Here is a 21,855-nt window from a genome sequence, read left to right as displayed (position 1 = left end):
TTCCTCCTTACTGATTTGCTTTTAGTATGCAACATAGAACACTTATTATTCCGTTGTAAAAATCTCCTGATTTTGGCAACGAAGCCACTTTAAATGCTGGAAATATTATTGGGTGATGGGGAAGGATATAAACAACCCTTACACTTAGAGGAGGGGAACCATTGAAGATACCTGATTATGACAAAGCGCTCTACTATACACTCTGGGGACACTGGGACGATCTACTGGTGCTGATGGTACGGACCGATGATGATCTGCTTTCCAAAAAAATCCAGCTATTCCTCAATTCCTACCATCACTCGCTTGATGAAAGGAAAATCATGCAGAACCACGACAACCTTCTTTATTACTTGGACCACGCCATGAAACAGGAACCCGTCGTACTGATGGAAGTCTAAAATAATAATCCGGGATGCCAAAGGTGGCATCCCGGTTTTGATTTATTGTGTGCTGCCGATATATTCGCTCTGCCGAGGATATCGCGGGCGTCCTGCTGATTTGTTCGCTCTGCGGAGGATATCGCGCAGGTGCTGCTGATATATTCGCTCTCCCGCGGATATCCAGCAGGTGCTGCTGATATATTCGTTCTGCGGAGGATATCGCGCAGGTGCTGCTGATATATTCGTTCTACGGAGGATATCGCGCAGGTGCTGCCGATATGTTCGCTCTTCCGCGGATATCGCGGGCGTTCTGCTGATTTGTTCGCTCTGCGGAGGATATCGCGCAGGTGCTGCTGATTAATTCGCTCCCCGCGGATATCGCGCAGGTGCTGCCGATTAATTCGCTCTCCGGCTGATTTCCTGCACACGACTCACCGATTATCAACCATTTTCCCCACTATAAAAGAGTGCCCGTGACCCGGCACTCCCTTCGTTTATTTATCTCCCATGGGGCACGTTGCTTGGAGGTCCATTATTTCCTGGTCCTCCCCGGCCATTGCCGTTATTTTCAACCGGGCCATTTCCATTTTTTCCCATACTCCCATTTTTGCCGGGCTTCTCCCTTATGCTGTCATTGTTTCCATTTTTCGCTGGAGGTTTTCCATGGGGAGGACCTATATCTTCATCTTTTCCTCTTCCATTATTATTTCCTTTGCCAGGGCTTGCATTCTTGGCGTTTTTTTCAGAGGGGGGATGATCATTGTTTCGTTCATCCCCCCTCTTCGGTCCCTTGGGTTCTTCTTTTGCTTTGTCGCTGTTCCCTTTCATGGATTGTCCTTGGTTGGCATGATTACCTGGTGTTTTCTCTCTGTTATTGGCCGAGTCTGATCTATCCTTTTCTGCAGAAGGGGGTGTTTTGTTTCCTTCCGCATTCTGCTCTTTCCGTTCACTTGGATGTTTAACCGGTCCGGATACAGGGTCCTCTTCCTCTTCCTTCGATTCCTGACGGTTTGCTGATTCTTGTTCAGTCGCTGAAGTTTCTTTCTCTTCCCCATAATAAGAATGAATAATATCTATATCTTCTTCACTTAATGAATCAGCTGTATCCTCCGGTATTTCCTCTTGGTTTTCCAGTACATCCGCCATTATTTCGTTCATCGATCTATTTTCTTCCATTGCTTCCTCGTGCCAATCCCTTGGAACTTGGAAGGAGGCAATGTTCCAATTCGTTTCTTCATCTTTGATAAACTTCTCGATGTTTTGGTCGAGGGAAGGGTCGTTGCGATGTTCTGATATGTAACTGATTCCGATCAACATGCTCCGCTCTTCTCCCAGCTGGATAATCCCTGCCTCTTTTCCTTCCTCGATGATGCGTGCTATTACCTTATCCAGCTTCTCATGTTGATAATCCGTCAGATTATCGACGATATTGCGGGCATCTTCATTGATGGCACGAATGCCCTTGACCTGGAATGCTTCGCCAATTTCGAGTTCAATACTTGGATTGATTGCCAGGTTGACATAGGCATAGCTCTTTTCAGCCTGTGTCAGGAAGTAAACGGGAAATACCGCAAGCAGCAGGATGGAGGCAATCGCAAGCAGGCGGATATACTGGCTGCCACTTAAAGACCTCGGCGGCTCAGTCAATGGTTCGAAACTGACTTCCATCCCAACATGTGCATCCTTTATTGGCGCAGCTTTTTGAAATGTGCCATCCCTTGTGAGAATGATGGTACATTTCTTCTCATGTTCCATTATGATTCCCTTTGGCATCCATCCACCCCCTTCAAATAATCCTTGAGATATAGATAATCCTCACTTAATATGATGAAAATAGCCAGAATGAATTTCCGGTTTCTTTCCAAGGTTTTCTTACTTACATTCACTGACTTCACTAGTTCTTTTATTGGCAGTTTCTGTTTCTTCTGCACCTTCTCACGCAAATGCTCGTCATCATACAGCACCATTGCCGTATGTATGGCTGATTCACGCGCGTCCCGGTGCTTAGGCGAAACGTCAGCGATCTCAGCTAAACTCAATTTATATTCTGCCAACTTTTCCTTGAAATCCGCAATTTCCTCACGAAGATGCCAAGCGTCTTTCTCTATCTGGTATCTCTCCTGAACGGCAGTGATTTCCCTTGGAGTCTCAGCCCGATCCATATCATACGTTTCATCCAAAGAGACCACCTTTGGCCTCTTGACCATGGACCTGATATAGTCGATGACCCTCCGTTTCACTACCAATTTCGCAAAAGAAAGAAACGAACTGCCGCGCTCAGGGGAATAGGAGAATATGGCATCATTGAAAGCGGAAAGTCCTATACTGAATTCGTCATCTCTGTGCGGGTCGATATACCTTTTACAAACCTCGCAAACGCATGTTGCAATGAAGGGTTTATATGTATCGAGAATATAATTCTGTATAGAATGATCACCGTTTTGCGCCATTTCAACCATTTCTTCCAAAGAAGGGTCATTCAATCTGCTGCTCATCATCAAACAGAGGCACCCCTTCCTTCATAAATTTCGTTATCGTCCAATCTTTTGTGGGTATAATTTTCAAGTAAATATTGCCACCTATTGCAGTTATATCCATCATGGGTTCACCAGCTTTTATCGTAGTCATCATTACTTTTCGAGAATAAACCATCTTTCATCATAAACTATCCAGCAATGGGAAGCTATCTCATTCACATTACAGTTTATTTAAATATCAGTTGCAGATATTTTTGCCTGACGTATTCATAAAAAAAATGCCTCTGAATAGAGGCATTCTGGATCTTATCAGCGTTCGACAAGAATATCCGCTTTTTTGGGGTACACTTGCTTTTGATTAACTGTTTCCAACGGGATATCCAGGTAGATATCCTTCTCATACCAATCAACGGATTCTATCTCTTCCGGTACCGCCAGCAGATATCTCTCTTCGATATAGCTTTCACTGCTCTGAATGACCAGCTGCTGGATTTTCCAGTCTTCATCATCAAAGATCATGTCTGCCACCGTTCCTACTTTTCCATTATTCGCATGGACTTTGAAACCGGTTGTTTCTTCGTCGCTTCGGAGGTTGTGAGAAGTATCCTCGCTTACAGGAACATCATTGGCGGCCTTGTCCCTAAGAGATTCAGCCTGATCGAAGGTAGAAGTGATCGGGCTATTGTCCACATCCCACATGGAGCTGGTCAACCAGTAACGGCTCCAGCCATAATAGCCGATCAATGAATTCTCAGCTTCTGCAGTTATATCCTGCCCTTCTGGTATAGCCGGACTATTTTTTACGGTATCTTTATCATATTCTACTTCAAGCTGTCTTTCTGTTTCGTTCAGATTGGTAAACGAAGACGGCGCCAGCAGGACTTTCCTGCCCGGCAGCCACTTTCTCGTGTCTACCACCGCATAGCGGATCGTCCAATCGGTGTCATCAAAGTATAGATCTTTCACTTTGCCCATCTCACCATCTGTTGCTTGAATATTATAGTCTCGTATATCTGAAGTAAAAAAACGCACGAGAAATCCTCCTTCCAAATGGATGGTACAGAGAATATTCCCTCGATCCTATAACACCAAACCAAATGGACTTTATGGAAGAGAGGATGCCTCATACTTCGCGTGAAAATAATCTATCGGTACAAACAACCCTACCCTGCCATGCTCTTCATGTCTCAGCGTAGCAAAAACAATACCTGCCACTTTCCCATCCATGCTGATCACCGGACTTCCACTGTTTCCCCTATATACAGGAGCATCCATCATCATAACTGGTTGATCCCAATCATCCAACTGCGTAGAGCCGATCACTGACCCTTCGTTGGCAATCCCATTAAACCGCAGGGGGTTACCAATAAAATACACCGGCTCTTCTTCTTGGAATTCTGACTCCTTTTCCAATTGAAGATAAGGAAGGTTCTCTTCTTCGGAATCCACTTCCAGTACAGCCAGGTCAATCGATGGATGGGTCTCCACCACATCTGCTTCAAACAGCCCCTGTTCTGGAAAGGCAACAGTTACGTTCTCCTCCCCCTCGATGACATGATGGTTGGTAAGAATGGTCCCCTCCTCAGAAATTCCGAAGCCTGTACCTTTTCCGTCATCTGTCTCTACTACTACCACCGCTTCTTTATATGTTTGGATATCTTCTTGGGAGGATAAGCGTGCAGAGGTCGTCAGGAATTCGATCGCAGGGATGGAAAATGTTTGGGGAAGCAATGCGGCCACATGGAAAAGCATCACCAGGGCAATCAGCCAGAAGATCCACCTTGGAAACGGGGGCTTCTTTGTTTTCTTCTCTTCTTCTTGCTCCCTTCCCCATGTCTTTCGACGCTCTTCTTCCAGAATTTCATATATCTCTTCTTCCCCGAGATCTTCGTATAGGTCTGTATCGATGATATCCTGCTGCGTCTCTTTGTCTTTATCCATGGAAATCCTCCTGAAGGCTGGTCCTGTATACGATCCGACTCATAAACTACTTCATTTATATGGTATCATCTTGTTGCAGAAAAATCCTGTACTTGCTTCTTCTCTTTGTGTGCTTCACCCGCCGCTTCGAAAGTTCCGCTTCGCCTTCCGCGGGTGACCCGTTGGCTTCCCGGACGGTCGTTCTCCGGGATCTCACTTTGGCCACTGTTCCTGCGGGAGTCTTCGTTGATTTCCTCCGCTAGAGTCATAGCTTGAGTAAAATTCATGGAACGATTGGAATTAAAAAAAATCATATTGACAAAGTGAGAAAGCTTCACTAGGCATTCATTCCATGATCCACGCACATTCGAAAACCAGAAAACTACCCCTAGCGTAGACAAAATACGAAGACTCCAGTGGGAACAGCACGAGCTTGAAGGCCCCGGAAGAAGCGCCCTTCTTCTGAGGAGACTGAAGCCGTGCCCATGGAAAGCGAAGTATTTTGTCGCAGCGGTGGCAGTCCTTATCATTTCTATAAGAGATTAGCAAGAGAGGTTATGGAAACTTAACCCTCTCGCTTCTCTAATCATCTAAGAATCAGAATTTCGCCCCAGCAGAGGCAAAGTGCGAGATTACTGCAGAAACTGAAGAAAAGGCCAAAAAAAAAAGAACACCCTGCCGTTCAAGGTCCTCTGTAAAATGGTATGCTGTTAGCGGGTTTCCGTTCCTAGATTGGTTTTACTGTTGAATCCCAGTTTTACCATCTGTCTAATTTTACTCTCGGCTACACCCGTAGCCAGAGAAATTTCTGAGAGGGATACCTGTGGATTTTTTGTGATAAAGGCACGGACTTTGTCACTTTCTTTGAGACAATGAGGGCACATCATGAAAGGACTGCTTTTCATAGGATCTTTGCATAGGCGGCATTTACGGTCTATGCTGGACATTTCCTCCCCCCTCTTGTTCATTTTCCCACTATTATATAACATTCTGTAAATTATAACAATAAAACGCCGAATAAAAATTGGAATATATTTACAATAGATGGACAATTTCATCTTCTTACAGCTTTTTCTGTGCGAAATTTGGCGTGCAATGCTATAGTAACCATAAAGTTTAGTTAAAACAGATAAGGAGCTGAATGTGATGAATTTGGATGAAATGCTCGCTTTCAATGAGCAGTTTGTTTCCGATAAGGAATACGAAAACTATAAGACGGACGGACTCCCGACAAAACGGACGGTCATCTTCTCCTGTATGGATACACGCCTGCTGGAATTGCTGCCAAAAGCTCTCAACTTGAAGAATGGAGACGTAAAAATGGTGAAGAATGCTGGGGCAGTCATCCGCGATCCCTTCGACAGCACCATGAAGAGTATCCTGGTCGCTATTTACAACCTGCAGGCGGAACAGGTCATGGTAATTGGCCACCATGACTGTGGGATGTCAAAAATGGATGTACCAGCATTGGAAGACAAAATGAAAGAGAGAGGCGTAGCTAAGGAGACACTGGAAACCTTGAGCCATTCAGGAATCGATTTGAATGAAGAATTCCGTGGCTTCCGTTCGGTTGAAGAATCAGTCGAACAGAGTGCGGAGATCATTCGCAACCACCCGCTCCTCCCAGCCGAGGTGAAAGTCCATGGGCTCGCGATCGACCCTGGTACCGGGAAACTCGATTTAGTTACAAGAGATGACTGATGATTTTAGGAAAGACTGCCATATTACTGGCAGTCTTTCCTGCTTTTCCTGGGATTTCCTCATAATTATTCCCTTTCTCCGCATACTATGGGTATCTTGAATCATTCTTTGATTATCTACGGAGGCACCTATGCGTATGCAGCGTCAGAAACGATCCTCAAGCGGCATATTTCCCACCAAACCGGAAAAATTGAAAAACATACTTGAGCAGAAATTTGAAAACAATCCGGATGTCAGCTTTACCGTATATGAAGTACAGAAACAGAAGATTGCTGTCTTCTTCATCACTTATCAAATCAAACCTGAAAAAGTCGAACGTTCCCTGTTGAGCAAACTTCTCAACAAAGACAAGGAATGGACGAATAAAGATCTCTTGAATGAAATCCCGCTTCATAACGGAGAGTCAGTTGAAAAGCTCGATGATATCCTTGATGGACTCATACAGGGAAAGGTATTCATCTATATAGAGGATGAAGATCGTTGTCTCTCCTACCCACTGGTGAATGTGGAAGCCCGACAGATTGGGACGTCTGAAACAGAGTCTGTAGTGGTCGGCCCAAAATCCGCTTTTACCGAAACCCTTACGACCAACTTGAACTTGATCCGCTGGCGGGTAAGGTCCACCGACCTGGTAATGGAAGAAATCAAATTCGGTAGTCGAGCAAAGACCAAGGGACGGCTGGTCTATATCAAATCACTCGCCAATCAGACCGACATCGACACCATGAGGCAAAGGCTGGAAGATCTGGATATCGACCATGTGGATGATACCAATATGCTGATGCAATATGTGGAAGATTCATCGTTCACACTGTTTCCCCAATTCTATACTACGGAATTGCCGGACAGAGCCTCCTATTCTCTGCTTCGTGGCAGAATCTGTGTCATGTTGGAAAACAGCCCATCCGTCATCGTTGCTCCTACTACTTTCTTAAGTTTCTATGAATCACCCGAAGACTTGTATATGCGCTGGAATACCGGTACGTTCCTCCGGTTCATCCGCGTCCTGTCACTGGCCATCACCCTGTTGCTGACACCGATGTATGTGGCTGCTGTTACCTTTCATTATGAAATGATACCAACAGAACTGCTTGTATCTATTGGGGAGTCTAGAGCAGGGGTGCCCTTTCCACCCATTTTTGAAGCGCTGCTTTTGGAATTTCTGATTGAACTGCTCCGGGAAGCTGGTGCGAGGCTCCCGACGAAGATTGGTCAGACCATCGGGATTGTAGGTGGTGTAGTAATTGGGACAGCTGCCGTACAGGCAGGGATCACCAGCGATATCCTGATCATTTTCACGGCACTTAGTGCCCTGGCGTCATTTACTGCTCCTAGTTATTTGATGGGGACTGCCAGCCGTGTGCTTCGCTTTCCAATGATCATACTTGCTGGCAGTCTGGGGATACTCGGCATTATGTATGGTATCTGTTTGCTGATTATCCATCTGTTGAAAATCAAGTCGCTCGGCCGGCCGTATCTTACTCCGCTTTATCCATTCCGCATGAAGGATTTCAACAAAGTCGTCTTTCGCCTGCCACCTCAGTTCCAGGGAAGAAGGTTCGCTTCTTTCCAGCCGAAAGATAAAAGGCGACTGGACAAAAGGAAATCGTCGGCAAAAAAAGATATTGATAAGTAGGTGTAGAAATGGACGTGAACATGAACCTGAAAGAAAACCGAAAACTCCAGGCATTCTACTTATTTTTCATTCTCACCTCGGCACAGCTTGGGGTAGGGATTGTCGGCCTGCCTAGGCTTGTGTACCAGGAATCCGGCCAGGACGCCTGGATTTCCGTTCTCCTGTCCTATGTCTTCCTCGTTATCATCATGACTGTTATGTTGATAATCCTGAAACAGTACAAAAGTGCGGACATCTTCGGCATTCAGGTGGATGTTTTCGGGACATGGCTCGGTAAGCTATTAGGGACGGTCTATATCCTATACTTTCTCTTGCTGCTATTTTCCGTCATCATCACCTATATTGAGATCTTGAGAGTGTTCTTGTTTCCTTATATTCATCCCTTGGTGCTTGGAGTTTTGCTTATCTCCTTAATTGTCTATACCGTAACAGGGGGACTGAGGATTATTGTCGGTGTCTGTTTCCTGTTTTTCTTCATGACCCATTGGCTTGTCCTGCTCTTAATCGAACCGGCAGCCGATATACAGATTGCCCACTTCCGTCCACTTTTTCAAGCTTCTTTCACAGAACTGCTCAGTGGTGCACGGAGCACCTCCTATACGTTTACGGGCTTTGAAATACTTTTTCTTATCTACCCGTTCATCCAACAGAAGGACAAAATCCATAAACCTAGCTATTTTGCTGCTTTTTGGACGGTTTCCCTGTCCTTGTTGGTCACCATGATCAGTATCGGCTATTTCAGTAAAGAACAGTTGCAGCAGAGGGAATGGGTAGGGCTGTCACTGTTTAAGATACAAGAATTTCCCTTTATTGAGCGGCTGGATTATGTGGTGGTGGCCGAATGGCTGATGGTCATCCTTCCAAATATGCTGCTGTTCATGTGGGCGGTCACCTATGGAATGAGCCGCTTATACAAAGTTCCACAAAAGACCACTCTGTACATAACTGCAGCACTGCTACTGGTAGGTTCTGTTTTGATCAATGACCATTTTGCCGTTCAGAAAGTCATTAATATGACAGATACTATAGGATTCTGGCTGGTATATATTTATCCGCTGATCTTGCTTCCCATGGTATTCATCAAGAAAAAATGGAAGAAGTCTAAAGGGGGCAAAGGTAATGCCCGATAAAAAAACTGTTTTCCACCTGTTGATCATACTTCTTCTCTTGACAGCCTGTGCACCAACAAGGGAAATTGAACGGCTGGGAATCATCCACACGTTGGGAATCGATGTAACTGATGATGGCCAGCAGATAGAAACGACCATGGTTATCTTTCAATTTGATGAACAGGCAGCGACCTTGACTAAGAATGTCATTGGCCAAGGTAAAACCGTGAGAGGGGCGCGAAATGATGCAAGCAACCAATCCGCCTACCACCTCGCATCAGGGCAGATGCAGTTGCAGCTTTTCGGTAAAGAGGCGGCAGAACAGGGGATCCTTCCGTATTTGAATATGTTGGTAAGGGATGCCACGGTTTCCGACACCATGTTCCTGACTGTTACCAACCAGACAGCGAAAGAGATACTGACCACCGGTAGGGAGCTTACAGAAATCAACATCGGACAGTTTCTTTATGGCGTTATTGAACAGGAGAAGAATGAACATAAAATCCCAAGAAGCGACTTGCAGATGTTTTCCCGCACGTACTTCGAGCCTGGGCAGGATCCATGGCTTCCGGTGATGGATATAGAAGAGGAGCTTCCAGCCATAGTTTCCATGGGCATATTCCAGGATGACCGCTATGTCGGTGAACTATCGTTGAAAGAAGCATTCTATTTGAATCTGTTCATCAATAAGATTGCGCCTGCTCCGCTTGAACTGTCCCTCCCCAGGGAGCCATTTCAGGATTACATGCCCGAAAAAAACAATGACAGTGAAGAGAGCCTTGATATCAAAATCCAACTGAAAGGAAACACGAAAACAAAACTAGTGGATAAAGAGGAACTTCGTTATCAAACAAATGTAAAGGTACAGTTCCGGCTGGACGAATTCTCTGAAGTTATTGTAGTGGAGGATGAGAAGGTGGCCGAGCTCTTCGAAAAGGAAATCGCCAAGAAGATGGAGGAGGAGTATGGAAGCCTTCTGAGAAAACTGCAGGATATGCAGTCAGACCCATTCGGTTTCGGGAAGTATTACCGTCTCCAGAAAAAGAATGGCGAGATGACTTCAGATGAATGGAGGGAACTCTACCCTGATATTTCGGTCGATTTCAATGTGGACGCTGAACTAATCCATTATGGAACCATCCAATAACTGAAGACAAATGTAAAAACTCCCCTGCATTGGATCTGCAGGGGAGTTTCCGTCATTTGGCCGTTTCTTTTAGAATCTCAAGCACCCGTTCACGCGCCTGTTCACTTTTGTACTTCTTCATATAATCCAGCATGACCGGTGCATGTTCTTTCAGCTGCATGATTTCTCTTACAAGTTTATCGGTCGTAAGCTCCTCTTCCTCCAGCACTCGGGCATAGCGTTTTTCTTTGAATGAGCGGGCATTGACGATTTGGTCTCCTCTGCTCGCCTGTCTGGATAATGGCACAAGAAGCATCGGTATTCTCAAGGCGAGAAATTCAAAAATGGCATTGGACCCTGCTCGGGACAAAACGTAATCCGTGGCAGCGAAGACATCCTTCAGCTCTTCATTGATGTACTCGAATTGAGCATAGCCCTTTTCCTGAATGGACGGATCAGTTTTTCCCTGCCCGCAAATATGGATGATCTGCATGGATGGAAGGAGTTCGGGCAGGCTTTCCCTGACAGCGGCATTGATTTTCTCAGCACCACCGCTTCCTCCCATGATGAGAAGGACCGGTTTAGAATCATCCAATCCCGCGTAGGAAAGTCCTTTTTCCCTGCTTCCTTCAAACAGCTCTTCACGGATGACCGCTCCAACATATTCCCTCTTCTTCTCGGGAAGATACTGCATGGTCTCCTCAAAGGTTGCCAACACCCGTTTAGCAAAGGGAATCGCAATCTTGTTGGCAAGTCCCGGGGTATAATCCGACTCATGGATGACAGCAGGAACATTGCGCAGTTTGGCGGCAGCCACCACAGGCACGGAAACAAATCCGCCTTTGGAAAAGATGACAGCCGGCTTCCTTTTCCCGATGATCCGCCACGCCTGCATGGTCCCCTTCATTACCTTGAATGGATCCTTCAGGTTTTCTTTCGACATATACCGACGCAATTTGCCCGTCGACACGGCATGATAGGTGACCCCTTCCAGCGGTTCGATCAACTTTCGTTCAATTCCATTCTCCGATCCGATATAATCTATCTCCCATCCGTCCTGTCGATATACAGGGATCAAAGCCAGGTTGACGATGACATGGCCTGCTGTACCTCCACCGGTAAAGAGAATTCGTTTATTCATGTTATGTACGTCCTTTCTATCTATCTTATTACAGAACAAAGCAGTATAATGGACACGATGCTTTGCCGACCATTCCAATCCAAACGATCTACGGAACAGGCTGGTGCATTCGTGATTACCTGATTAAAGTGTAATAGATACCTGGAAAAAAAGGAAGAGAAGTATGCATGAAACAAAAACACTGAAAGAAAAACTGAAACTGTTCATGGTGATTGTCATCCCCGTGCTGATCACCCAGCTCGGCATGTCACTGATGAATTTCTTCGATACCGTGATGTCCGGCCAGGCGGGAGCAGATGACTTGGCCGGTGTAGCCATCGGAGCCAACTTGTGGCTGCCGGTATTTACGGGAATCAATGGTGTGATTCTCGCCATTACGCCAATTATCGCTCAGCTGACCGGGTCGATGCAGCAGGATGAGGTACCCATTAAAGTTCAGCAAGGAATCTATTTATCCTGCGCCCTGGCCTTATTTGTCATCACAGCTGGCGCACTGGCGTTGAACCCAGTCCTCTATGCAATGGATCTGACTTCAGAAGTCCGGCATATTGCCAGATATTACCTGGTTACTTTAAGTCTTGGAATCATTCCATTATTCCTATTCAATACCTTGCGCTGCTTCATCGATGCACTGGGCAGAACACGCACCTCTATGTTCATTATATTGATGGCCCTGCCGTTGAATGTATTTTTCAACTATATTTTCATTTTCGGCGGCCTCGGGATTCCAGCATTCGGGGGGATCGGTTCCGGAATCGCCACTGCTGCAACCTATTGGGTCGTCTGTCTGATTTCCCTGGTCATCATCCATAGACTACAGCCATTCCGGGGATACGGGGTCCTGTCCAACTGGGTAAAACCCTCTCTTATCGCTTGGTGGGAACAGCTGAAAATCGGGATACCGATCGGGCTCGCCATTTTCTTTGAAACAAGCATTTTTGCTGCAGTAACACTCTTGATGAGTGTCTACAGCACCTATACCATTGCCGCCCATCAGGCGGCCATGAACTTTGCTTCCCTTCTGTATATGATGCCGTTGAGCGTAGGGATGGCCCTTACCATCGCAGTGGGGTACGAAGTCGGGGCGAAGCGCTACAGGGAGGCGCGCACCTATGGATATATCGGGATATCCGGAGGCCTCCTGTTCGCCATCTTCGCTGGGATTGTGCTGTATGCCTTCAACGAGCCGGTAGCCGCTTTATATAATTCAACACCCGAAGTTGTTGAGCTGACCAAGCAATTCATCATCTATGCCATCTTCTATCAGTTGGCAGATGCCATCGGAGCACCTATCCAAGGTGCCTTGCGTGGCTACAAGGATGTGAATATGACGCTGATGATCGCCCTCGGCTCCTACTGGGGGATCGGCCTGCCGACCGGCTGGATCCTCGCAAATTACACGGCCCTCGAACCATTCGGGTATTGGGTCGGAATCATTACCGGCTTGAGTGTTGGTGCCCTGGCATTGCTGTGGCGCCTGCTCCATATCCAACGCAGATATCAGGGGTAAGGGGCCCTAAACGATGGACACGCAGGAATTCTGTCTGATTATTCGTCTCCAAGCGCGCTCCATTCTCCTAAAAAAGAAAGCGAGAGCGCCCCCTCGCTTTCTTCCTATCCATCCAGATTCCATACAACTAAACGTTCCTCTGTCATCTCCTCGATGGAATATCTCGGGCCTTCTTTTCCCCATCCACTATCTTTCACCCCACCATACGGCATTAAGTCCACGCGGTACTGCGAAGAATCGTTGATCATCAAACCGCCGACTTCCACTCTTCTGGCTGCATGGAAAGCCGTATCCAAGTCACGTGTGAAGATACCTCCTTGGAGACCGTATGGGGACTCGTTCAGTTCGTCAATGCAGGCATCAAGGTCTTCATATTCCAGAATGCTCACCACCGGAGCGAAGATCTCCTCACTGACAACCTTCATATCTTTCCGGACGTCTGTCAAAAGTGTAGGTACATAAACAGCACCATTCCTTGTGCCTCCTCGCACGATCGTGGCGCCAGCTTGCTCTGCCTCTTTCACCCATTCTTCTGCCCGCTCCGCCTCTTCTTCATCGATCATCGGGCCGACCACTGTCGCTTCATCACTTGGGTCGCCCACTTCCACCTCTTTGATTGCTTTGTCCAGCTTTTCCTGGAATTCCTCTCTGACGTCCCGGTGGACATATAGCCGTTGGGGGGTGATGCATGTCTGTCCGGCAAAAGCAAAGCTCGCTGTTGATAAGACGGAAGCTGCTTTATCAATGTCAGCGTCTTTATGGATGATCACTGGCGAATTATTGCCAAGTTCCAGGATCAATTTATTCAACCCGGTGTTCTGCTTGATTTTCAGGCCTACTTCAGCACTGCCTGTAAAGGTATAAGTCGAAATACGGGAATCTTCCTGCATCTGCTTACCTACCACTGAACCTGACCCTACCACGACATTCAGCAATCCAGCCGGCAGGCCTGCCTGGTCAAACAGCTCTGCCAATTTCAGTGCCGACACGGGAGTCGCACTTGCCGGTTTAAGGACAACTGCATTCCCCGCCGCCAGTGCTGGTCCGATTTTATGTGTGACCAGGTTCACTGGAAAATTGAACGGAGTAATGGCGCCAACGACACCGACAGGTACTCGGACCGTGTATGCCATACGATTTTCCGATCCAGGAGCAGCATCCACGGGGACCCCATGTCCACTGATGCGTTTCGCTTCTTCTGCGGAAACCTCCAGTGTCTGTGCAGCACGTTCTACTTCTGTTCTTGCCTGTTTCACCGGTTTACCTGCTTCGGCGACCAGTATCTGAGCAAATTCCTCTTTTTCTTCCAATAGTTGATCCGATACCTTTTTCAAAATTTCATAGCGTTCATAGGGAGATAATTGTGTTGACCGGAAGGCTTCTGCCGCACCGGCAATTGCATCATCCACCTCTTTTTCTCCGGCTTTCGAGACATTGGCATATACTTGCTGTTTATATTTATCCATCACTTCAAGCTTTTCCTCGGTAGTCACCCATTTTCCGTTGATAAAAAGATCTGTCTTGGTACGCATATTCATCCCTCTCCTTCCTATTCATTGTTTATCCTTTTTGAAAAGGAGAGAAACATTTCCATATGGGAGAGGGCCGGTGACACTTGAGGACGGTGATGGAGCTGCGGGATTAGGAATATCAGCAGAACAGGCGCGATATCGACAGGTGCGCACGCTTATCGGCAGCACAGAACGGATATCGCTAGGTGCGCATGGATATCAGCAGCACAGGCAGGATATCGCTAGGTGCGTTGGGTTATCGGCAGAACAGCTCGGATATCGACAGGTGCGCACGCTTATCGGCAGCACAGAACAGATATCGCTAGGTGCGCATGGATATCAGCAGCACAGGCAGGATATCGCTAGGTGCACTGGGTTATCGGCAGAACAGGCGCGATATCGACAGGTGCGCACGCTTATCGGCAGCACAGAACGGATATCGCTAGGTGCGCATGGATATCAGCAGCACAGGCAGGATATCGCTAGGTGCGTTGGGTTATCGGCAGAACAGCTCGGATATCGACAGGTGCGCACGCTTATCGGCAGCACAGAACAGATATCGCTAGGTGCACACCGATAAATCCCACTTCCTTCTAATAGATATAGAAAAAGCAGACGCTATGAGCGTCTGCTTAAAATATTTATTCTCATTTTCTAGCTAGTGTGACTGCTCTTCAAGACCGTTTTCTCTATTTTATAAGAACAGGCCAGCTACTGTAGCGGAAAGGATGGATGCCAGGATAGAACCAACAAGCAGCTTCATACCGAAGCCGGATACGCTTGCTGCTTTCTCACCATCAATCCCTTTAACCGTACCAGCAATAATCCCGATAGAGGAGAAATTGGCAAAGCTCGTCAGGAATACTGTTACAATCCCGATGGTCTTCTCGCTCATTGTTTCCATTAGCGGTTGGAACTCCAACATCGCAACGAATTCGTTGGTCACGATTTTAGTACCCATGACAGACCCTGCTTGCAGGACTTCCCCTGGTGCGATACCCATCAGCAACCCGATCGGAGCCAAAACATAACCGAGAATTTCCTGTAGGGTAACACCTGCGAAGATCAACTGGATCAGCCAGTTCACCAATTCAAGGGAGGCAATAAAGGCGATCAGCATGGCGGCGACAATCAAGGCGATTTTACCACCTTCAAGGGCACCATTTCCCATTGCTTCGAATATACTTTTATCATTTGTAACATCACTGATATCCACTGTATCTTCTGCCTTTGGCACTCGGACAGGCGCAATGACGGAAGCGATCATCAAGGCACTGAACATGTTCAGTGGGAGTGCTACCAGGATATACTCAGCCGGCAGCATTTGGATATAGGCGCCGACAATGGAAGCAGATACAGAACCCATTGCAGACGCACTGACTATATAAAGGCGGTTGTCTGTCAGATGGTGGAACTGTGATCGGATGGCAATCAATGCTTCAGATTGTCCGAAGAAGATACTGTTGACTCCGTTGAACGACTCGATTTTAGGCAGTCCGGTCAGCTTGGAAAGCGCCGTTCCTATCCATTTGATGAGAGTCGGAAGTATTTTCAGATACGTAAGGACCTGAAGAATTGTTGCAAAGAAGATGATCAAAAGAAGTACATTGAAGAAGAACACTCCGCCCTCCTGCACTTCAAAACCTCCAACAACAAAGTTGATTCCTTCTGTCCCGAATTCAATCAATTTATTAAACCCGGCTGAAATTCCATTGATGATGACTTGTCCAATTTGCGTAGTGAACATGAACCAAGTGATCAGCAGCTGCAGTCCAAGCATGATGCCGATCCCTTTGTAATTGATATTTTTCTTATCATTAGATAATAGAAATGCAATCCCCAGCACGACGACAATTGCTAATAACCCAAGGATGATACCCACCTTATAGCCTCCCCATATATATTTTGTAAATGGTTACATTTTATAAAAACCACAGTAATTGTACCAAGATGTCTGACGTCCTGCAAGTGATTATTTATTCTGAATTCACTTGGTGGTTGCATAGTCCTATCTACCCAGTCGCTGTCCTTCTTAAACAACAATTGGTTACTTCTTCCAAGTCCAAAATAGTTATGTATCAAGTACCCAGAAGACAGTTTTAAAATGAGTAGTTTCAAGGAATGAAAAATAGCATACCAATCTATGCGATTTGGTATGCTATTTCTCTCATACTTTCATTTTCCTGTAAAAGAGCATCCCTTATATTTTCTAAAATAAGAAGAAGTGCGGATTAACCCTCCAGCAACAGATCATATGGATCTTCAATCATTTCCTTCACGCGTACAAGGAATCGTACAGCTTCTGCGCCATCCACAATCCTGTGGTCATAAGACAATGCAATATACATCATCGGACGGACCTCGATGGAGTCATCCGGCATGACCATGGCACGCTTTTGAATATTGTGCATCCCCAGGATACCAACCTGTGGTGCATTCAGGATCGGTGTAGACAGCATGGAACCGAAGATCCCGCCGTTTGTAATGGTAAAGGAACCGCCCTGCATTTCATCCAGTCCCAGTTTATTGTCCTTTGCCTTTTTGCCTAGGTTCGCAATCTCTTTTTCGATTCCGGCAAAGTCGAGACGGTCAGCATCCCGTACAACCGGTACAACCAGACCTTCTTCTGCAGATACGGCAATACCGATATCATAGAATTTCTTCACGATCAGTTCTTTATTATCACGGATTTCTGCGTTCAACAGTGGGAACTCTTTCAAAGCACCGACCACAGCTTTGGTAAAGAAGGACATGAAGCCAAGCTTGATATCATGCTTCTCCAAGAACTTATCTTTGCGCTGACTGCGCAGCTTCATTACATTGGTCATATCCACTTCATTGAACGTCGTCAACATCGCTGAATTCTGCTGTGCATCCACCAGACGTTTGGCGATTGTCTGACGGCGGCGGGACATTTTCTGTACATCCACTGGTTTATCGAATTCGGATTCAGTAGATGGTTGTGGCTTGCTTTCTTTCTGCGGCTTCGACGGTTTTTCTTCTTTCCCGCCTTGGGCAGCAGCATCCACATCTTCTGGACGGACGCGACCGAGTGGATCACGAGGGCTCACCTGACTGAGATCGATGTCAAGTTCACGGGCACGCTTTCTCGCGGCAGGAGAAGCGATGACCTCGCCATTGCCATTATTGCTGCTTTCCTGCTCTTTTTCGGATGTTTCTTCGGCAGACTTCTCCTCTTCCTTAGGTGCTTCTTTTTTAGGTTCTTCTTCCTTCTGTTCTTCCTTTTCATCGGAACCTTGGTCAGAAGCGCCGGCTTCCCCATTTTCATCCAGCTTGGCGATGACATCGCCTACTTCTACGTCATCCCCTTCCTCCACGACGAATTCGGTGACGACTCCGGCGAATTCGGAATTCACTTCGACATTGACTTTATCTGTTTCCAGTTCCAGTACAGGGTCGCCTTTTTCGACCTTATCTCCTTTTTGGACGAGCCACTCTGCTACTGTTCCTTCTGTAATCGATTCTGCTAATTCTGGTACTTTGATCTCTTTCACTGGGAATCTCCTCCTTCGGTCGGTTGTAAAGCTTCTTCTATGATATGGTTTTGTTCGGTTTTATGCACATTCGGAACCCCGACTGCAGGTGCAGCACGATGTGGGCGTCCAATATAGCGCAAGCGTTGTCCGTCCTTCAACAATTCTCTCAGGTAGTTGTCGACGAAATCCCAGCTCCCCATATTTTTCGGTTCTTCCTGCACCCAGACAATCTCTTCCAGATTTGGCAGTGATTTCAGTTCTTTCTCCATTTCTTTCATAGGGAATGGATAGATCTGTTCCAAACGGAGGATCTGCATCCAGTCGTATTTCTCCTCGGATTTATCCATGGTTTCTTCCAGATCCACCATGACTTTTCCTGTTCCGATCAATAGACGTTTCACATTCTTCTTCACCGCTTTGTGACCAGGCTGCTGGCGCAATGTCTGGAATTTGCCTTCCGCAAACTCTTCCGGCGCAGATGCCACGCGCTGGTTCCGCAACAGGCTCTTCGGTGTCATCAGCACAAGCGGACGTGCGGACTCGGTGTCACGCAATGCAGCCTGCCTGCGCAGCAAGTGGAAGAATTGAGCCGATGACGTGACATTGGCCACAATCCAGTTATTCTCTGCACACATCATGAGGAAACGTTCCAGGCGTGCACTGGAATGTTCCGGACCTTGTCCTTCATAGCCATGCGGCAGGAGCATCACCATATTCGATTTCTCGCCCCATTTAGCCCGTGCAGCAGAAATGAACTGATCGAAAATAACCTGTCCGGCATTGGCGAAGTCACCGAATTGTGCTTCCCAGATCACTAGCGTGTTTGGTGCCTGTACACTGTACCCATATTCAAAACCAAGTACTCCAGCCTCAGACAATGGACTGTTGCGGATATCGAATGCCGCCTCCGCCTGTTCCAGGCCATGGAGCGGGCTGTATTTCTCATCCGTTTCGGTATCATGGAGAACGAGATGACGGTGGGCGAACGTTCCTCGCTCCGTATCCTGGCCGGTGATTCTGATCGGAATCCCGTCGCTCAGGATGGAAGCATAGGCAAGTGCTTCCCCTGCTCCCCAATCCGCTTTATTTCCTTCTTCCAGTGCCTCACCGCGCTTTTTCAGGATCTTTTCGACTTTTTTGAAGCCGTTGAATCCTTCCGGACGCTTCAGCAGCCCCTCATTCAATTCCTTCAACCTTTCCAAAGGAACAGCGGTTTCAATGGAACTCAAACCATTCCGGAGAGCTTTCGGCACTTCATCCGCTTCCGCTTCCTCCACCTGGTTCTCTTTCATTCCTGTATAGATATCGCGCAGTTTCTGATAGACATCCTCTTTCATCTGCTCGAATGCACCTTCTTCCAGTGCACCTTTTTCTTCGAGCTCATTCGCGAAGACAGTGGCAGCTGTCGGATGGTTGTCAATGTCCTGATAAAGCTTCGGCTGTGTAGAGCGCGGCTCGTCCATTTCGTTATGTCCGTAACGGCGGTAGCCGACCAGATCGATCAGGAAATCCTTATGGAATTTCTGACGGTATTCGTAAGCAAAACGGACGGCGGATACACAAGCAATCGGGTCATCCGCATTCACCCGGATGATCGGGATTTCAAACCCTTTCGCCAAATCACTGGCATAACGGGTCGACCGGCCTTCTGTCTGATTGGTGGTATAGCCAAGCAGGTTGTTCGCAATGATATGAAGGGTTCCTCCTGTCGTATAGCCAGGAATGCCGCTCAAATTCAGGGATTCAGCTACTACTCCTTCACCGATGAAGGCGGCATCTCCATGGATCACTACGCCGAACGCTTTATTTTCATCTCTGTCCGGATACCCTTTCTGGAAACGATAGTCCTGTGCAGCCCTTGTGAATCCAGCAACCACCGGGTTCACAAACTCGAGATGTGACGGGTTATGGGCTAGCGTGATTCGTGTGGACTGTTCATCCGACTTGACTTCCTTTTCCGCACCAAAGTGATATTTCACATCTCCTGTCCAGCCATAGTTGATCCCCATGGAGCCCTCTGAAGGGACGAGCTCTTTGTTCGGAGACGTATGGAATTCGGAAAAAATCTTGTCGAACGGCTTCCCAAGCACGTGGGCCAGTACAGAAAGGCGGCCACGGTGCGCCATCCCCATCATGATGTGTTCAAACTTGTCATTGGTCGCATACTTGACGATCTGGTCCAGCATCGGAACCATGGACTCGAGGCCCTCGATGGAGAAACGTTTTTGCCCGACAAATGTCTTATGAAGGAATCCTTCGAAACCTTCCACATCCACCAGACGGCCAAGCAACTGCTGCTTCTCTTCATTCGAAAGGTTGGCACGTGCATTCCCTTCTTCGATGAAATTCGTCAGCCATCTGCGCTCCTGTTCATTATTAACGTGGTCAAATTCAAAAGTAATGGTACCTGTGTAGTACTTTCTGAGTTCCTTGATCGTATCCAAACCATTATCCACACCAGCAGGTGCCTTGTCCCATAACCAGGACGCGGGGATACTTTCCAGGTCCTCTTCCGTCAATCCATATGTAGCCGGGTCAACCAAACTGGACTTCCGGGTCTGGTCATGGCCGACCGGATAAATGTCCGCTTCGAGGTGGCCGAAACGACGAATAGCCTCAACAAGTTTCCATGCTGAGGTTAATTTCTTCACATCTTTTACAGATGTTGTACCAGACGGCTGGATATCGCTTCCTGATGCTTCCAGCCACGCGGGTGCCCCATGTCGCTCGAAAATCTCCCTTGTTGATGGATCTACTGCCTCCGGATCCTTTTTATAAAGTTCATATTGTTCTTCTGCATACCCAATGTTAGGTCCATGAAACTGTCCCCAGAATCTTTCACTAGATTCTTCATTTTGTGCCACGTCTTATTACCCCCATTAGAAGTTAGCTTCTCCCGCTGTGAAACGGTTACATTTTACTTTTACTACTAGCATATAAACTAGTAATTAATCTTCACAAACTAATATACCTCATTTCCCGACAGGAAACAATATATCCAAGTATAAATTTTACCAAACAAATCGATAAATAAAAAATATCGGATTAATCGGAAGAAAGAGACAGGAAATCATACAGAATCCTCGGCTTTTTCCTGATTTTGTTTCCATTCCGGCATATATTTTGTATAATGGAACCATACGACAAGAAGAATGTTTCTTACATACAGCTAAAGGAGGAAGGCAAAATGAAACTGGCATTGTTAATGGGTGTCATCCTGACATTCATCACATCATTTTTCACAGCTGGCTATGACGCTAAACCGGGAGTTCCAAAAAAAAATCAATAACAGTTCAGAAAAAGACGCCACGCAGTCAACCATGCATGGCGTCTTTTTTATGTCATTTCTGGAAAACCCTGCTGCCTCAGTGCTTCATAGATGATGATGGCTGCCGTGTTCGAAAGGTTCAAGGAGCGGATGCTGTCAGTCATAGGGATCCGCAGACATTGTTCCTCTTTTCCTGCCAGCAGTTCTGTTGGGATTCCACTGGTTTCCCTGCCGAATACGAAAAAGATGTCTTCCTCCGGATTGCTGAAATCAACATCGGTAAAATGCCGACTCCCGAAATTCTCTATATAATAATAGCTTCCTGCAGGATATTCGGCATATAGATCATCCAAGGATGAATGTTCCTTGATGGCTACATCCTTCCAGTAGTCCAAGCCCGCCCTCTTGACCATCCGGTCATCAATGGAGAAACCGAGCGGATGAATCAGATGCAGCGTTGCCCCTGTCCCTAAGCAGGTCCTGGATATATTCCCGGTGTTTGCCGGAATCTCCGGCTGAAACAATACGACATGTATACTCACGTTCCATTCTCCTTATCAGCTGAAATTGCGTCAATTA

General features: G+C 46.8%; 19 protein-coding genes. 7 read left to right on the top strand and 12 right to left on the bottom strand.

The features are described 5' to 3' along the window. The first annotated feature begins 161 nt into the window (after nucleotides 1-161). Nucleotides 162-398: a YhdB family protein gene (locus ACFOGI_RS00920; RefSeq protein ID WP_390267006.1), complete on the top strand. Its 237-nt coding sequence runs from the start codon at nucleotides 162-164 to the stop codon at nucleotides 396-398. Here ACFOGI_RS00920 and ACFOGI_RS00915 read toward each other — a convergent pair. From ACFOGI_RS00915 to ACFOGI_RS00890, 6 genes are all read right to left on the bottom strand, one after another. After that, nucleotides 395-808, bottom strand: coding sequence for a hypothetical protein (locus ACFOGI_RS00915; RefSeq protein WP_390267003.1), 414 nt, complete (start codon nucleotides 806-808; stop codon nucleotides 395-397). The genes ACFOGI_RS00920 and ACFOGI_RS00915 overlap by 4 nt on opposite strands. Nucleotides 809-878: 70 nt before the next feature. Next, nucleotides 879-2,153 (bottom strand): anti-sigma factor domain-containing protein, encoded by a 1,275-nt coding sequence (locus ACFOGI_RS00910; RefSeq protein ID WP_390267000.1) that lies wholly within the window; start codon nucleotides 2,151-2,153, stop codon nucleotides 879-881. Then, entirely contained in the window at nucleotides 2,135-2,878 is a 744-nt protein-coding gene (sigI, locus tag ACFOGI_RS00905) for an RNA polymerase sigma-I factor (RefSeq protein ID WP_390266997.1), read from the bottom strand. Before sigI ends, ACFOGI_RS00910 begins: the two co-directional genes overlap by 19 nt. Nucleotides 2,879-3,166: 288 nt before the next feature. Further along, nucleotides 3,167-3,889, bottom strand: coding sequence for a PRC-barrel domain-containing protein (locus ACFOGI_RS00900; RefSeq protein ID WP_390266993.1), 723 nt, complete (start codon nucleotides 3,887-3,889; stop codon nucleotides 3,167-3,169). A gap of 72 nt (nucleotides 3,890-3,961) precedes the next feature. Next, nucleotides 3,962-4,798: a S1C family serine protease gene (locus ACFOGI_RS00895; RefSeq protein ID WP_390266990.1), complete on the bottom strand. Its 837-nt coding sequence runs from the start codon at nucleotides 4,796-4,798 to the stop codon at nucleotides 3,962-3,964. Nucleotides 4,799-4,863: 65 nt separating this feature from the next. Then, nucleotides 4,864-5,115 carry a hypothetical protein gene (locus ACFOGI_RS00890; RefSeq protein ID WP_390266988.1) on the bottom strand — a complete coding sequence of 84 codons (252 nt, stop codon included), beginning with the start codon at nucleotides 5,113-5,115 and terminating at the stop codon, nucleotides 4,864-4,866. Nucleotides 5,116-5,920: 805 nt separating this feature from the next. Between ACFOGI_RS00890 and ACFOGI_RS00885 the strand changes: the two genes are divergently transcribed. From ACFOGI_RS00885 to ACFOGI_RS00870, 4 genes are all read left to right on the top strand, one after another. Next, nucleotides 5,921-6,478 carry a beta-class carbonic anhydrase gene (locus ACFOGI_RS00885; protein WP_390266986.1) on the top strand — a complete coding sequence of 186 codons (558 nt, stop codon included), beginning with the start codon at nucleotides 5,921-5,923 and terminating at the stop codon, nucleotides 6,476-6,478. Nucleotides 6,479-6,614: 136 nt separating this feature from the next. After that, on the top strand, nucleotides 6,615-8,114 hold the full coding sequence (locus tag ACFOGI_RS00880; RefSeq protein WP_390266983.1) for a spore germination protein: 1,500 nt from the start codon (nucleotides 6,615-6,617) through the stop codon (nucleotides 8,112-8,114). An 8-nt stretch (nucleotides 8,115-8,122) separates the two neighbouring features. Beyond that, nucleotides 8,123-9,244, top strand: a complete 1,122-nt coding sequence (locus ACFOGI_RS00875; RefSeq protein WP_390266980.1) for a GerAB/ArcD/ProY family transporter — start codon at nucleotides 8,123-8,125, stop codon at nucleotides 9,242-9,244. Continuing rightward, nucleotides 9,234-10,370 carry a Ger(x)C family spore germination protein gene (locus ACFOGI_RS00870; protein ID WP_390266978.1) on the top strand — a complete coding sequence of 379 codons (1,137 nt, stop codon included), beginning with the start codon at nucleotides 9,234-9,236 and terminating at the stop codon, nucleotides 10,368-10,370. The genes ACFOGI_RS00875 and ACFOGI_RS00870 overlap by 11 nt, the downstream gene beginning before the upstream one ends. A gap of 52 nt (nucleotides 10,371-10,422) precedes the next feature. Here the strand turns inward: ACFOGI_RS00870 and ACFOGI_RS00865 are convergent, their stop codons facing one another. After that, the gene (locus ACFOGI_RS00865) at nucleotides 10,423-11,490 is read right to left on the bottom strand and encodes an undecaprenyldiphospho-muramoylpentapeptide beta-N-acetylglucosaminyltransferase (protein WP_390266975.1); all 1,068 of its coding nucleotides are present in this window, start codon (nucleotides 11,488-11,490) and stop codon (nucleotides 10,423-10,425) included. Nucleotides 11,491-11,653: 163 nt separating this feature from the next. On the opposite strand from ACFOGI_RS00865, the gene ACFOGI_RS00860 reads away from it, so the two are divergent. Then, nucleotides 11,654-13,000 (top strand): MATE family efflux transporter, encoded by a 1,347-nt coding sequence (locus tag ACFOGI_RS00860; RefSeq protein ID WP_390266972.1) that lies wholly within the window; start codon nucleotides 11,654-11,656, stop codon nucleotides 12,998-13,000. Nucleotides 13,001-13,104: 104 nt separating this feature from the next. Here ACFOGI_RS00860 and ACFOGI_RS00855 read toward each other — a convergent pair whose 3' ends face one another. Continuing rightward, a complete protein-coding gene (locus tag ACFOGI_RS00855) occupies nucleotides 13,105-14,532 on the bottom strand; it encodes an aldehyde dehydrogenase family protein (protein WP_390266969.1) in 1,428 nt (475 codons plus the stop codon). Between the two features lie 76 nt (nucleotides 14,533-14,608). Here ACFOGI_RS00855 and ACFOGI_RS00850 point away from each other — a divergent pair, with 76 nt between their 5' ends. Then, nucleotides 14,609-15,091, top strand: a complete 483-nt coding sequence (locus ACFOGI_RS00850) for a hypothetical protein (RefSeq protein ID WP_390266966.1) — start codon at nucleotides 14,609-14,611, stop codon at nucleotides 15,089-15,091. Nucleotides 15,092-15,205: 114 nt separating this feature from the next. Here ACFOGI_RS00850 and ACFOGI_RS00845 read toward each other — a convergent pair whose 3' ends face one another. The 4 genes from ACFOGI_RS00845 to ACFOGI_RS00830 form a co-directional block, all read right to left on the bottom strand. Next, complete coding sequence (locus ACFOGI_RS00845) at nucleotides 15,206-16,393, bottom strand: NupC/NupG family nucleoside CNT transporter (RefSeq protein WP_390266963.1); 1,188 nt, start codon at nucleotides 16,391-16,393, stop codon at nucleotides 15,206-15,208. A gap of 349 nt (nucleotides 16,394-16,742) precedes the next feature. Next, complete coding sequence (gene odhB, locus ACFOGI_RS00840) at nucleotides 16,743-18,026, bottom strand: 2-oxoglutarate dehydrogenase complex dihydrolipoyllysine-residue succinyltransferase (protein WP_390266960.1); 1,284 nt, start codon at nucleotides 18,024-18,026, stop codon at nucleotides 16,743-16,745. Beyond that, nucleotides 18,023-20,872 (bottom strand): 2-oxoglutarate dehydrogenase E1 component, encoded by a 2,850-nt coding sequence (locus ACFOGI_RS00835; RefSeq protein ID WP_390266957.1) that lies wholly within the window; start codon nucleotides 20,870-20,872, stop codon nucleotides 18,023-18,025. Before ACFOGI_RS00835 ends, odhB begins: the two co-directional genes overlap by 4 nt. Before the next feature lie 472 nt (nucleotides 20,873-21,344). Beyond that, complete coding sequence (locus ACFOGI_RS00830) at nucleotides 21,345-21,818, bottom strand: tRNA (cytidine(34)-2'-O)-methyltransferase (RefSeq protein ID WP_390266954.1); 474 nt, start codon at nucleotides 21,816-21,818, stop codon at nucleotides 21,345-21,347. Between the last annotated feature and the right edge of the window lie 37 nt (nucleotides 21,819-21,855).

Origin of the sequence: Virgibacillus xinjiangensis, from assembly GCF_042643145.1 — a bacterium.
Lineage (GTDB): Bacteria > Bacillota > Bacilli > Bacillales > Amphibacillaceae > Virgibacillus_O > Virgibacillus_O xinjiangensis.
Note: the sequence above shows the minus strand (reverse complement) of the source record. Positions and strands in the feature narration are given on the sequence as shown.